This is a genomic window from Methylocaldum sp. (genome assembly GCF_035627495.1).
In the GTDB taxonomy this organism is placed as follows: Bacteria; Pseudomonadota; Gammaproteobacteria; order Methylococcales; family Methylococcaceae; genus Methylocaldum.
Window position 1 is genome coordinate 1 of sequence record NZ_DASPLO010000092.1, and the last position, 13,674, is coordinate 13,674.

Here is a 13,674-nt window from a genome sequence, read left to right on the forward strand (position 1 = left end):
TGATCGAATGCTTCTTTGGCAAAATCAAACACTTCCGAAGAATCTTTGCCCGCTTCGAAAAATTGCAGCGTAACTTCATGGGCTTTCTTCGCTTCGTCTCAGCACTCATCTGGTTGCGTTGAAATGTCAACAGAACCTAGCGCAACAGTCGTGACTCGAATTCTTAACTCGATGGAAGCGCCTTCTGGCCATTCAAGGAATGCATAAAATCATTCGCCCGGTTTATGGAACGTTCCATTGCACTGATCAAGCCAGCAACGCCAACAGTCATCGCTACCAATTCATGCTCCAGCGAGGTAATCGCCTTTGCATTAAGGTTGTGCTTCAAAAACAATACCTGGTCCTGGAACACCCGCAGCACCGGTTCTATCTTGCCCTCGGCTCGACGCATGGCTGAGATCAGCTGTCCGTAATGCTGCTGGGTAAGTTTCAGTTTCTGCCGGCTACTGCTTCGGAGACTGCGGTTGGTGTACTGCTCCAACTCCTCTTCCCATTCCGCAAAAAGCGCCTCGGCCACATCCTGCACGGCAGCGATGCGGTCCTTGACTGCCAGAGCCTTGGCTTTGCTGTAGTCGAACTCGACTTTAAGCTGCCGATACATATCTTCAAGCTCGCCACCCTGGAAGTACGTGAGCGCACTGAACTTATCCAGCGCACTCTGAAATTGCTCCTTGGCTTCTTCCAAACTATCTCGCGCACTCTCCACGCGGGCGACGAGGATGTCGCGTTTGTGGTGTCCTGCCGATTCCACGGCGCGAAAATAAATCTTTTGGCATTTTGATATCAGATAACGAGCCAATGGGCTGAAAAGCTGACGACCCAATGCGGCGAAGCTAATAGGTTTAGTGTCAGAAGATTTATTCATGATGCAAACTTCTTTTTTTCGAGAGACAAACAAGGGGGCCGGCAATTTTATCGTTCTCCTCTATTATTAATGGCAGGGCTTCGCACCTCAACCGATCGAGATCGCAAGAAGCCTGAAATCTTTGCCTGAGCTGCCGCTTCCCACCCAGCGAAAATACGACCGCCGCGAGGCCTTCACCGACACATATGGTCAAGACCGACCGCAGCGCCTGCAAATGGGGTTTACGCTACCACCAAGCGGCTTTGAACGAAGCTTCATCAATTCGGTTCATGATGTTTTAAACCCCGAAGATATCCGCATAAAACTGATTTGTAAGCCGACACCGACAACGTTATCATTCGCAGCCTACAGAGCTTTTGAACAACTTTGCGTAGAATCCGCGTAACTTTGCCGTCATGCAAACTCTGTAGGCTTTGCAACGGAGTTCCATAAAAAGGGAGATAGTAAGTGAAAGACCTCAGCGAAAAGCATCTAGTCGTTGTAACGGCCCTGGCATTAGGCCTAATCATCTTCTGGCTAATTGCCTCCGACGCTAAAAACGCCCCTTCTCTGTCCGCGACAAACACCCCTATTGGTATTATTGCCACGGCTACAGACGCACAGGCGCCTAACTGAATCCCTGAGCCGCCTCGCCAGATACCCCGTTTGGCGTCGTCCGCTTTGATAAGATTTTTTTCAAGAATACCCCAGTGTAGGATGCCTGATTTTCGGCAACCTGCTCGGGGGTGCCTTCCGCGATAATCAAACCGCCGCCTTCGCCGCCTTCCGGACCCAAATCGACCAGCCAGTCGGCGGTCTTGATGACGTCCAGATTGTGCTCGATGACGATCACCGTATTGCCGTGATCGCGCAATTGATGCAGCACGCCCAGGAGTTGCCGGATGTCGTGAAAATGCAGCCCGGTCGTCGGCTCGTCCAGAATGTAAAGGGTCTTGCCGGTATCCCGCTTCGACAATTCGCGGGCCAGCTTCACCCGCTGAGCTTCGCCGCCTGAAAGAGTCACCGCGTTCTGGCCCAGCGTAATGTACCCTAAGCCCACCTCCATCAACGTATCCAGCTTGCGGAAGACGGTAGGGATAGCGGAAAAAAACTGGCTGGCCTCTTCCACCGTCATTTCCAAGACCTCGTGTATCGTCTTGCCTTTATAGCGGATTTCCAGCGTCTCGCGGTTGTAGCGCTTCCCCTTGCAAACATCGCAGTGGACGAAGATGTCAGGCAAGAAGTGCATTTCCACCTTGATCACGCCATCGCCGGCGCAGGCCTCGCAGCGTCCGCCCTTTACGTTGAAGCTGAACCGCCCCGGCGAGTAGCCTCGCGACCGCGCTTCCGGGGTTGCCGCGAACAGTTCCCGAATCGGCGTGAACAGCCCCGTGTAAGTAGCGGGATTGGATCTCGGCGTACGGCCGATAGGGCTTTGGTCGATGTCCACCACTTTGTCGAAATACTCTAATCCCTCGATACCGTCGCTTATCGCTGGCGTTGCAGCCGCTCCGTTCAATTCGCGGGCCGCGAAGCGGAACAGCGTATCGTTAATCAGAGTGGACTTGCCGGAACCGGAAACGCCGGTCACGCAGGTGAAAAGCCCTACCGGAAACGAGGCGTCGACACCTTTGAGATTATTGCCCCGGGCATTCCGCAACCGAAGCCGCCGCTCGGGATCTGGCGAATTACGCTGCTCCGGCACGGCAATCTCCAGACGGTTGGAAAGATACTGACCCGTGAGCGACTCCGCGTTCGCCATAATGGCCTCCGGTGGTCCCTCGGCCACGATCTGCCCTCCGTGCACGCCCGCCCCCGGCCCGATATCCACGACATGATCGGCAATGCGGATAGCATCCTCGTCGTGCTCCACCACGATCACGGTGTTGCCCAGATCGCGCAGACGCAACAAGGTATCCAGCAGCCGCTGGTTATCGCGCTGGTGCAAGCCTATCGAGGGTTCGTCCAAAACGTACATGACGCCCACCAACCCGGCCCCCACCTGGCTCGCCAAGCGAATCCGCTGGGCCTCGCCGCCCGACAAGGTGTCGGCACTGCGATCCAAAGTCAGATAATCGAGCCCGACATTGACCAGAAACTGCAGGCGCGCCGTGATTTCTTTGACGATCTTGGCCGCCACTTCTCCGCGCCGCCCCGACAACGTCAGTCCGCCGAAAAACTCGAGCACCCGTCTGATCGGCAAGGCCGTCAGTTCCGGCAAGGCGGAATCGACCACGAAAACGTGCCGCGCCGAACGGTTCAGCCGGGTCCCTTCGCATGCCGGACAGGGCTTGCTGGAGAGATACTTCGCCAGTTCTTCGCGTACCAGCATCGAATCCGTCTCGCGATAGCGTCGATCCATGTTGGGAATGATTCCCTCGAAAGGATGCCGATGAACCAATGTACCGCCCCGCGCCGTCAGCACTTTGAACGGGATCGTTTCGGCTCCGCTGCCGTACAAAATGATGTCTTGAACCGATTTCGGCAGTTGGCCGAATGGCTGCTCCGGGTCGAAACCGTAGTGCTCGGCCAACGACTGGATCATGTGGTAGTAATAGGCGTTACGCCGGTCCCAACCCCGTACGGCGCCGCCCGCCAAACTCAGCTGTGAATTGTGGACGACGAGATGAGGATCGAAGAACTGCTTGACGCCCAACCCATCGCAACTTGGGCACGCTCCCTTCGGATTGTTGAAGGAAAAAATGCGTGGCTCCAGTTCGCTCAAGGAGTAGCCGCAATGGGGGCAGGCATATTTGTCCGAATAGACCAATTCGGTCTTGGAATCGTCCATGGATACAACCAGTGCGATGCCTTCGGCCAGCCGCAGCGCCGTCTCGAACGATTCCGCCAGACGGATCGCCAGATCCGACCTCACCTTGAACCGATCGACCACCACTTCGATGCTGTGCTTTCGGCGCAGGTCAAGCTTGGGCGGCTCGTCCAGTTCATAAATTTCGCCGTCGATCCGTGCTCGGATGAAACCCTGGCCGCGCAAATCGTCCAGCACCTGAGCATGCTCCCCTTTACGCTCGCTGACCACCGGCGCCAGCAGCATCCAGCGGCTGTCCTCCGGTTGGCTCAGGACATGATCCACCATTTGACTGATGGTCTGAGCCTCCAAAGAGATGCCGTGCTCCGGACAGCGGGGCGTGCCGGCTCGGGCGTAGAGGAGCCGAAGATAATCGTAAATCTCGGTAATGGTGCCGACGGTCGAGCGAGGATTGTGCGAAGTAGATTTCTGCTCGATGGAAATAGCCGGCGACAAGCCCTCGATATGGTCCACGTCGGGCTTCTCCATCACCGACAGGAACTGGCGCGCATAGGCGGAAAGCGATTCGACATAGCGCCGCTGCCCTTCGGCATAAATGGTATCGAACGCTAACGAGGACTTGCCGGAACCGGATAATCCCGTAATGACAATCAGCTTGTCGCGAGGCAGGTCGAGATCGATGTTTTTGAGGTTGTGGGTGCGGGCTCCACGGATCTGGATCGTATCCATGCAAAATTCAAGCTCAAAAAAGAACCTGTTACTATAGGCGGATTCACGCCACTCGCAAAGGAGCACATTGCTTGAATCCGGCTTTGCAAATCGACACCCCGATGACCCGTGCGGAGGTGCGCGCCAGCTTGTCTCTGGCCGCCATCTACATGCTGAGGATGCTGGGCATGTTTCTGATCTTGCCGGTTCTCTCGGTATTCGCCCGCGAACTGCCGGACGCATCGCCGCAATTGGTCGGACTCGCCATCAGCGCTTACGGTTTGACCCAAGCGATTTTCCAGATTCCCTTCGGTCTCTGGTCCGACCGCTATGGGCGAAAGCGCTTGATCGTATTCGGATTGTTGCTCTTTGCCGTCGGCAGCGCTCTGGCCGCCTTATCCGACTCGATCTACGGCATCATTGCCGGCCGAGCGCTCCAAGGCGCCGGCGCGGTCGCCGGAGTCATCATGGCGTTGGCCGCCGATCTTACGCGCGAAGAGCACCGCACCAAAGCCATGGCCTTGATCGGCATCAGCATCGGGATATCCTTTGCATTATCCATGGTGATTGGGCCGATACTCTCCGGCTGGATGGGGCTCCATGGCCTTTTCTGGATTATCACGGCACTGGCTCTGCTCGGGATTGCGGTGCTGTACGGCGTCGTGCCGACGCCCGCCCTGAGCCGCTTCCACCGGGATGCGGAAGTACGTCCGGCGTCTTTCAAAGCGGTCTTGGCGAACCGCGAGCTTCTGCGGCTGGACCTCGGCATCTTCTGCCTGCATCTCGTTCTGACCGCCACCTTCGTCGTCCTCCCGCTGATTTTGCGCGATTCGCTGCACCTGGAAACGGCCACACACTGGCACATTTATCTACCCGTCTTCGGACTTGCACTCGCCAGCATGGTTCCGTTCGTAATTCTTGCGGAAAAGAAGCGCAAGATGAAAGCGGTATTCGTCTCGTTCATCGGACTGGTCGTAGTTTCGGACGCCGGCTTTGTCTGGGTCCAACCTGATTTTTGGGCCGTTTTCGGGCTGCTTTACCTGTTCTTCACCGGCTTTAACCTCTTGGAGGCCACCCTCCCCTCGCTGGTGTCGAAGATTGCCCCGCTCGATCTCAAGGGCACGGCCATGGGCGTTTATTCCACCGCTCAATTTCTGGGTGCGTTCGTAGGCGGAGTCGGCGGCGGCTGGATTTACGGTCACTATGGGATACCCTATGTTTTCCTGTTCTGCTCCGCCGTCGCTCTGCTATGGTTTATGTTTGCCCTCGGCATGAAACCTCCGCGCGGCTTGAGCAGTCTCCTCGTCAACGTGAACGGATTGAGCCACGATCAGGCGTCCAGCCTCTCCCGTCGATTGCTCCAAGTTCCGGGCGTTGCCGAAGCCGTAGTCCTGGCGGAAGATGGCGTGGCTTACCTGAAAATTGACAAAGAGAAATTGGACCGTATGGCACTGAGCGGGTTGTTGCAGGAAGTGGCTGCCTGATTTTCCAAAGCTTTTCTGCGGCCGCCTTTTCACGCGTGACAAATACGCACTTTTTGCTTAAAAATTAAGAACTTCAGCCAGCCGGACACGTCTAATACCTGTCCGAATTTTCAACCGAATTATCGATCGGAGACACCTTATGGCCAGTCGCGGCGTCAATAAAGTCATACTCATCGGCAACCTGGGTTCCGATCCGGAAGTGCGTTATATGCCGAACGGGGGCGCAGTCACGAGCCTACGCCTTGCCACGAGCGAAACCTGGAAAGATCAACAAACCGGCCAACAGCAGGAACGCACCGAATGGCACCAGGTCGTGTGCTATCGGAAGCTTGCCGAGATCGCCGGGGAATATCTGAAGAAAGGCAGCAAGGTTTACATCGAGGGTAGCCTGCGGACGCGCAAATGGCAGGACAAAAGCGGCCAAGATCGCTACACCACCGAAATCATCGCCGATCAGATGCAGATGCTGGACCGTGCCGGTGGCGCTCCGGCCAGCTCGGGCGGGCGCGGAGAATCCGACCGTTACGCACCGCCATCGTCGGGCTCGGGCTCGGGATCGAAACCAGCCCCGCAGCCGGAGCCCGGATTCGGCGGCATGGACGACTTCGATGACGATATTCCGTTCTAAAAACCACCGTTAGCTATTTATCCATAGAGCCCGCTTAATGCGGGCTTTTTGTTTTTTGCAGATATTAAATATCGTGGCGATCCCCGCTTCAAAGCCGGAGTCGAAGCGGAATTCAACCGCATGATCGACGGAATGGTGATGGGTGAATTTGAAGGTCAGACCGCTCGACTATCTCAAATGCAGTAATCTCATGCATATATGAATGATTAATTTGCATGCATTGGAGAGCCTCATGCGAACCACACTCAACATAGACGATGAATTATTCAAGCAAGCGCGTGACCTATCGGGGCTGCAGGAGAAAACTGCCTTGGTACGAGAAGGCTTGAAGGCATTGATCGAACGGGAGAGCGCACGGCGTCTGGCCAAGCTGGGCGGATCCGAGCCCCAGGTCGAACCCATACGTCGCCAACGCGGCGAAACCGAACAGTGATTCTGGTGGATACCTCGGTTTCGGTCGATCATCTGCGCGTCGCGGATGCGAAGCTGGCCGCGCTGCTGGAACGGGGCGCAGTGCGGATGCACCCGATGATTATCGGCGAACTGGCTTGCGGGAATCTAAAAAACCGCGCGGAGCTATTGAGCTTGTGGCGCAATTTGCCGCGTATCGACGCGGCGACCGATGCTGAGGCCCTCTATTTTCTCGAACAACATCAACTCATGGGCAAAAGCTCTATGACTTGAGCCGCTTCTAACAGCTCTCAAGCACTCCCCGCCTTCTACGACCGGCGTCATTGCGTGTGTGTCCAGCAAAACCGCCGAGTAGGCAACTTTCCAATCCATCTTCGAGTCCAACTCACAGCACCCGGCCGGTTACCAAAGACCTGTGTCCTCAAGTCAACCGGTTAGTGTTTTGCCGATTTTTCCAAAATTCGGTGAAAGCGCGAATGAACCGCCCAGCACTACGGCGATCAATTTAAGGCGTCATGTTGCGTGTTGATTTTTCTAAATGCTGGCGGTTTTTAAAGAGATTAGCTTGAAATAAGGCACCGACTTTTTGTCGACGATGGAATAACCCAGATACAGATGGAGGTCAGCGATGGCAACTACGGAAGACATCACCACGGATCTGAAACAGGACTTGGCCACCCTTAAAGCCGACATGGGCAATTTGATGGCTGCGATGAAGGACTTGGGCGTCGAGCAGGGACGCGTAGCTTACACAAAAGCTCGCGAGGTCGGTGAACGGGCCCGCGGCCAGGCAATGGCAGCCCAAGAAAGCGTGGAGCAATACGTCGAAGCGCGCCCCCTTACCAGCGTGCTGGTGGCCTTCGGCACCGGCTTCGCAATCGGCACGCTGCTCGGCGCCCGCCGCTGACGGCGGGGCGCTGCCGTGATTCGGTCACTCACAGATATTGTTGCTACGGAAAAAGTAAAGCTTTGGCAGGCACTGAGTCGATCGGCGGTACTCCTATCGTTGGCGATCTTCGCCACGTTGGCCGCATTCGGGGGTTTGGTTTTTCTGTTGCTCGGGGCCTATTTGTCGCTGGCCAAGGTGTTGCAACCCTGGCAAGCCGGAGCGATCGTCGGCGGCGCCATGATCTTGATTGCTTTTATCGCGCTATGGATTATCGCCGGAGCGATTACCAAACAAGGCCGAATGGCGGCTCCACCGCCATCGCCGAGCGGTACCTTTGCGACCGCGGGCGCACCTCAGCCCCCCGGTAGCGTCCCTGATACATTGCGAGCTGCCATAGGCGAAATGCTTGGAGCGACCGGTGTTAAAACCAGCGACATCGCGATAGGGGCCTTGGTCGCGGGACTGGTTCTTGGAGCCAGCCCGCGTCTAAGGCAACGGCTATTCCGCAGCATCACGAAAGAGTAACCCAATCCGCCCGCCGATGTTGTTTTCCATGGGCAGGCGGATTCCTCACAACGCGGAAAATGATACGCGATGGCGGGGCAATCGCAGGTTGCCCCTCAAACCTGCGCGACACGCCTAAGAGCGGGCGCATTGGTTTCGTATCTCTTGGCCGGCTTGCACTTTACCGCGCGAAGCATGTGCGTGCGTTTGAATTCCGCCAAGACCCGACTGACACTTTCAACCGTAACGCCCAAAATTGCCGCCATTTCCTCGCAGGTCAGCAGCGTTACCGCTGTCGATGCCGATGCATCGTTCTGAATATCGGCCAGGAAATTCACCAGCCGTGCCACGCGGGCCCTTATCGAGCCGGTGGAAAAGTCGGTAATCCAAATATCGGCGCTCTTTAGATGCTGGTACCAGCACTCGATAAGCCGGCAGTACAAATAAGGATTATCTTTCTTGATCTGGGCGACCGCCCGCAAGGGAGTGCAAATCACCTCCACATGATCGACCGCCACCGCCGTATGCCGGTAGGTCGGTTCGATCAACCCCCCGAGACCGAGAAACGCGTATTTGGCATGTAGCCGAACGATACGGGATCTTCCGTCCGGCGAGTAGCTGATGAGCTTGACCAAACCCTGCCGAATCGTTAGCACGGTATCGGCCGGGTCTCCTTCACGGAAGATGATTTGTTTGGCGGCGAACGACTTTTGCTTGCCTCCTCGAAGAGCGGCCTCCAAACCCGCCATTTCAAGGCCCGCCGATACATCGCCAGTGTCTTCTTGAAAGCGTCGAGCCGCCGGAGGCCGCGCGACAGAAACGCTGCCGTTTCCTAAATTAGACATGTGCCACCTCTTCATCCTGATTGAAATCTCACCTCACAAACCGACATCCTTGGAACCTCACCCGCTGCGAAGACTCCAGGTTTGCGAGATAGCCGACCATTCCTGGTCCACTCGCGGAGTGGAACTGAATCCATCCGCACTGAGCTAGCAAGCCCGAGATTAACAAATTTCCGCCTCAAACTCACCTGCTAGAACGCAGACTGATAGCCGATGTTCTACAAGGGGGGGGGTACGCTCAGAAGCCATTTTTACCGAGCCAACCGCTAAAGCTGAACTTAACGCGTATCGGACCTGTCACCGTAGTAAAGACTCGCGAATCGCCGGCGGGGATACCGTACATGGCTATAGAGGACTCGTCCGAACAACTCGAGAACCTGGCAAGCGGCATTCGCCGGTGCATCGCATGCCGCCTTCACGAAAGCCGGCGACTAGCGGTGCCGGGCGAAGGTCCGGCGAACGCCGAGATCGTCCTGTTGGGCGAAGGCCCCGGCGGCAAAGAGGATGCGACCGGCCGTCCGTTTGTCGGTCCGGCAGGCCGTTATCTCGACAAGCTACTTCAAAGCCAAGGCATATCCCGCAACCGGCTGTTCATTACCAACTGCGTCAAGTGCCGTCCGCCGGAGAATCGCACGCCGCGGCGCGACGAGCTGAAAACCTGCACAAGCACGTGGCTGGAGCGGCAACTGGAACTGATCTCGCCCCGGACCGTCGTCCTGCTCGGCCAAGTCGCCGCACGTCAAATGCTGGGCGATACGGCCACCGTGTCCGAGTTGCACGGGACAGTGCAGGAACGCGACGGGCGACGCTATTTCGTCACGTATCACCCGGCCGCTGCCTTGCGTTTCGATTGGATAGCCGCCACCCTCCGCGAGGATTTCGAGGTGCTTGGCAAACTGCTCGCACAGCCAACCGACTCGCCGTAACACATCTTTCGGCTACGGTCCCTACCCTCCTCACAACCGGGCCAGATACACGGTCCGGCTCCCGCAGCACATTCCCGTCGCCGCTCTGTCCAAAAAATTATCATCAATGCTCTTTGCGACAAGCAGCACACTGGATTGAACCCGATGAAAAGCTGGCCTTGGATATCGATAAACCGAGCGTCACTCCGGAACCGGTTCGCATACGTAAGAGCTTTTATCAAAAGGCTGATCAGCGACATACGGGAAGGAGACCTGAATTACCGCGCGATGAGCCTCGTGTATACCACGCTATTGTCGCTGGCCCCGCTTTTGGCCGTCAGTTTTTCGGTGCTCAAGGCATTCGGCGTGCACAACCAAATGGAGCCGTTCTTATTGCAACTGGTGGCGCCACTGGAGAAGCAAGGCCCGGAAATTGTCGACCGCATAATTGGCTTCGTTAACAACATAAGAGTCGGTGTACTAGGTTCCATCGGCTTCGCCATGCTGTTCTACACGGTTCTATCGCTGCTGCAAAAAATCGAGGATTCCTTCAACTACGTGTGGCGAACCGGAAAATCGCGCAGCTTTCAAAGGCGTTTCAGCGACTATCTGAGTGTCCTTCTCGTGGGGCCGGTATTGGTCTTCTCGGCCCTCGGCCTCACCGCCTCCATGGCTAGCACCGAGTTCGTGCAGATGATCATTAGCCAGGAGCCTTTCGGCACCTTGTATTACCTCCTGGGCCTGATTTTGCCGTACGTCCTCATCATTGGCGCATTCACCTTCGCGTATCGGTTTATTCCATATACTCACGTGAACTTCCGGTCGGCACTGATCGGTGGCATCGTGGCGGGTATCGGCTGGCGGGGAGCGGGCTGGCTGTTCGCCGAATTCGTCGTCAACTCGACCCAATACGCCGCTATTTACTCCAGCTTCGCGATTCTCATTGTCTTCATGATCTGGATTTATTTGAGCTGGCTCATTTTATTGGTGGGTGCTCAGGTTTCGTTTTATCACCAGAATCCACGGTATATCCGCGTCGCCGAGCGCGACATCAAGCTCAGCTACCGGCTCTTCGAACGCCTTGGCCTCTTGGTCATGTACTTGATCGCGGAATGCTTTCATCAAGGGAATAAGCCGTGGACTACCGACGCCCTAAGCCAGCGTCTCGGTCTACCCGATCTCGTGATCGAAAAAATCTTGGATGCGCTAAAAAAACGGAACTTGATTCTTGTCGCGGTCCAGGGCCATCAAGGATTTATTCCGGCCCGAGACTTATCGACCATTACGATAACGGAAATTCTGGAAACGATACGAACGTCCCCGGATGAAGCGCTGCCCGTAGATAAAGACAACCTCTCGGTACCCGCCGTAGATCATCTATTGGAAAGACTGAATACCTGTAGCGCTCAGGCAACCGAGGGTCTTTCTCTGAAGGATTTGGTCGATCCCTGATGTTCCATGCCCTCGACTGCAGGAGTTCGGCTTCTAGCGAACGAAGCCAAGCCTGCATGCTGCCTGGTTGCTGCCTTCGTGGCATACTGAAAGCCGAATTCATCGATCACTGCCGAGCAGGTCAGCGCTATGTGCCAGCTTTTGGGAATGAACTGCAATGTCCCGACCGACATCTGTTTTTCGTTCGAAGGATTTCACGTGCGCGGGGGATTGACCGATCACCACCGCGACGGATGGGGCATCGCCTTTTTCGAAGGCCGCGGTTGCCACCTATTCGTGGATTCCAAGGCTACTATCGAGTCGCCGATAGCCGAGCTGGTGCGCCGCTACCCGATCCACTCCACCAATGTCATTGCCCACATTCGGAAGGCCACCAAAGGCCGAATCGCCTTGGAAAACTGCCATCCGTTCCGAAGAGAATTGTGGGGCCGCTATTGGATCTTCGCCCATAACGGCACCCTCGAAAATTTCGATCCGCCGCGCTCCGACTTTTTTCAACCGGTGGGCGATACCGACAGCGAAAGGGCCTTCTGTCATTTATTGAATGCGCTGCGCCGGGCATTCCCCGATGGTTCCCCGAGCCGCAAACAGGTCCATAGCGTGATCGAGCGCGTTACCGCCGAGATCGCCGGGCACGGAGATTTCAATTATCTTCTTTCCGACGGCGATTCCCTATTTGCGCACTGCTCCACGAATCTGCACTTCATCACCCGCAAAGCGCCGTTCGGCTGCGCTCACCTGGTCGACCAGGACATCACCATCGACTTCAGCGAGCTCACGACGCCGAACGACAAAGTGACCGTCATCGCCACGTTTCCGCTTACCGACAATGAAATCTGGACCAAACTGCGCCCCGGCCAATTGGTTCAATTCGACAACGGCGAGCCGGTAAATTTCGCTTAAGCGGCTGGCGGAAAGAATTACAAAAGCGATTTAACGGCGAGGCCCACGCCAAATACCAGACTCGAGGGCAGCCAAATCCACCGTATCTCGCTCTTCAGCACACGCCATCCCCAGGCCGAAAAGAAAGCGCGGATTCCTATGGGTGGCACGGCGATGGGCCGCCACGGAAAAAAATAACGCTTTTTCGAAAACGGCGCGAAAAGCGCGACGCCCAGACCGCCATCGGTGAATGCGTCGACGATGGGGTGCGATAAGGTCGAAAGAAACAGAAATAGGAAAGCCGGCCAGCCACCCCCTTCATGAGACAGCACCGCTAAAAATGCGGCCAGGCAGGCCGCGAACAAAACGGAATGAGTCATGCCGCGGTGCCCCCATAGATCACCGTAACGGACGCCGAACGCAAAGCCGATCACGTCCAGGTCCGGAATCATCGAGCAGATGGCGCCCAACAGAAGAATCTCGGGCGAAAGAGTATGGTCCGGAAAAAATGCGCTCAGCGCTATGGGAACCGCCGGGTGCGAGATGATGGTAGACATATTCCGGCCTCGGAAGCTGAATCTTCTTCAATAAGACCGCTAAACCGCCGGCAAGCGTTCCCGGCCGGGGCGAGCCGGACGCCAAGTCAAACGATCCGTGATAGGCTTGACCACACGAACTTTTTGGCGAACGTTTTTCGGAGAGCGACTCGATGAAATGGTTCGATGCCGACCAAATAAACGACTGGCTCGATTATCCGTCCCTGGTGGCCTGGCTTGAAATGGCCCATAGCAGCGATATCGACGCGATGGATGATCTGCTGCTGAGCCGATCGCATCCGGACGGGCCAACGCAGCACTTTCTCGTGCGGGCCGCTTGGCAGAGCAAACTCGGCGTCGGGGCGAAGCTGGTAACGGTCTTTCCGGACAATCAAATCCGCGGGCTGCCTTCGGTACAGGGTTTTTACGTTCTGTTCGGCGCCGAGGAGGGCCAGCCCTTAGCCTGTCTTGATGGCACGGCGCTCACCTTATGGAAAACGGCCGCCGACTCCGCGCTGGGCGCGAAACACTTGGCCCGCGAAGACGCCAAGATGCTGCTCATGGTCGGCGCCGGCGCCATGGCGTCTCACCTGATTCAAGCGCATCTGGCCGTCCGCCCGTCGATCGAATCGGTATGGATCTGGAACCGCACGCCGCGCCGGGCGGTACGGTTGGCGGATTCCCTAGTGCTTCATCAAGGTTGAATTGAAGGGTAAAGATGCTTGAGCTTTATGCGCGCATTGTCGGTGGTGAAACGCCAATCGATTTTGGCGCGGACGGTATTCCGGCGGGTTTCCCAGGCAGCGACTTCGCGCGTCA

At 56.4% G+C, this 13,674-nt stretch carries 14 protein-coding genes and 1 pseudogene; 10 read left to right on the forward strand and 5 right to left on the reverse strand.

From position 1 onward, the window contains the following. Positions 1-163: 163 nt before the first annotated feature. Together VEB01_RS07945 and uvrA are read right to left on the reverse strand one after the other, a co-directional pair. Complete coding sequence (locus tag VEB01_RS07945) at positions 164-865, reverse strand: DUF2959 domain-containing protein (protein WP_324874364.1); 702 nt, start codon at positions 863-865, stop codon at positions 164-166. Positions 866-1,472: 607 nt separating this feature from the next. Beyond that, entirely contained in the window at positions 1,473-4,343 is a 2,871-nt protein-coding gene (gene uvrA, locus VEB01_RS07950) for an excinuclease ABC subunit UvrA (RefSeq protein WP_324874366.1), read from the reverse strand. Positions 4,344-4,414: 71 nt separating this feature from the next. On the opposite strand from uvrA, the gene VEB01_RS07955 reads away from it, so the two are divergent. The 6 genes from VEB01_RS07955 (at position 4,415) to VEB01_RS07980 (ending at position 8,259) form a co-directional block, all read left to right on the forward strand. Beyond that, positions 4,415-5,806, forward strand: coding sequence for an MFS transporter (locus VEB01_RS07955; RefSeq protein ID WP_324874367.1), 1,392 nt, complete (start codon positions 4,415-4,417; stop codon positions 5,804-5,806). Between the two features lie 139 nt (positions 5,807-5,945). Continuing rightward, positions 5,946-6,434, forward strand: coding sequence for a single-stranded DNA-binding protein (gene ssb / locus VEB01_RS07960; RefSeq protein ID WP_324874369.1), 489 nt, complete (start codon positions 5,946-5,948; stop codon positions 6,432-6,434). A 232-nt stretch (positions 6,435-6,666) separates the two neighbouring features. Beyond that, a complete protein-coding gene (locus tag VEB01_RS07965; RefSeq protein WP_324874371.1) occupies positions 6,667-6,867 on the forward strand; it encodes a type II toxin-antitoxin system VapB family antitoxin in 201 nt (66 codons plus the stop codon). A 5-nt stretch (positions 6,868-6,872) separates the two neighbouring features. Further along, on the forward strand, positions 6,873-7,118 hold the full coding sequence (locus tag VEB01_RS07970) for a type II toxin-antitoxin system VapC family toxin (RefSeq protein WP_324874373.1): 246 nt from the start codon (positions 6,873-6,875) through the stop codon (positions 7,116-7,118). 355 nt (positions 7,119-7,473) lie between these two features. Next, a complete protein-coding gene (locus tag VEB01_RS07975) occupies positions 7,474-7,752 on the forward strand; it encodes an ElaB/YgaM/YqjD family protein (RefSeq protein WP_324874375.1) in 279 nt (92 codons plus the stop codon). 15 nt (positions 7,753-7,767) lie between these two features. Next, on the forward strand, positions 7,768-8,259 hold the full coding sequence (locus VEB01_RS07980; protein ID WP_324874376.1) for a hypothetical protein: 492 nt from the start codon (positions 7,768-7,770) through the stop codon (positions 8,257-8,259). A gap of 95 nt (positions 8,260-8,354) precedes the next feature. Here VEB01_RS07980 and VEB01_RS07985 read toward each other — a convergent pair whose 3' ends face one another. Then, positions 8,355-9,083 (reverse strand): Crp/Fnr family transcriptional regulator, encoded by a 729-nt coding sequence (locus tag VEB01_RS07985; RefSeq protein WP_324874378.1) that lies wholly within the window; start codon positions 9,081-9,083, stop codon positions 8,355-8,357. Positions 9,084-9,421: 338 nt separating this feature from the next. On the opposite strand from VEB01_RS07985, the gene VEB01_RS07990 reads away from it, so the two are divergent. From VEB01_RS07990 to VEB01_RS08000, 3 genes are all read left to right on the forward strand, one after another. Beyond that, the gene (locus VEB01_RS07990) at positions 9,422-10,006 is read left to right on the forward strand and encodes a uracil-DNA glycosylase (RefSeq protein WP_324874380.1); all 585 of its coding nucleotides are present in this window, start codon (positions 9,422-9,424) and stop codon (positions 10,004-10,006) included. 144 nt (positions 10,007-10,150) lie between these two features. Then, positions 10,151-11,437 (forward strand): YhjD/YihY/BrkB family envelope integrity protein, encoded by a 1,287-nt coding sequence (locus VEB01_RS07995; RefSeq protein ID WP_324874382.1) that lies wholly within the window; start codon positions 10,151-10,153, stop codon positions 11,435-11,437. A 129-nt stretch (positions 11,438-11,566) separates the two neighbouring features. Beyond that, entirely contained in the window at positions 11,567-12,340 is a 774-nt protein-coding gene (locus VEB01_RS08000) for a class II glutamine amidotransferase (RefSeq protein ID WP_324874384.1), read from the forward strand. A gap of 17 nt (positions 12,341-12,357) precedes the next feature. Here the strand turns inward: VEB01_RS08000 and VEB01_RS08005 are convergent, their stop codons facing one another. Continuing rightward, entirely contained in the window at positions 12,358-12,876 is a 519-nt protein-coding gene (locus tag VEB01_RS08005; RefSeq protein WP_324874386.1) for a metal-dependent hydrolase, read from the reverse strand. Between the two features lie 152 nt (positions 12,877-13,028). Here VEB01_RS08005 and VEB01_RS08010 point away from each other — a divergent pair, with 152 nt between their 5' ends. Continuing rightward, complete coding sequence (locus VEB01_RS08010; RefSeq protein WP_324874388.1) at positions 13,029-13,559, forward strand: ornithine cyclodeaminase family protein; 531 nt, start codon at positions 13,029-13,031, stop codon at positions 13,557-13,559. Here VEB01_RS08010 and VEB01_RS08015 read toward each other — a convergent pair. After that, positions 13,550-13,674, reverse strand: a pseudogene (locus VEB01_RS08015) (IS630 family transposase); the annotation flags it as partial. The gene VEB01_RS08010 and the pseudogene VEB01_RS08015 overlap by 10 nt on opposite strands.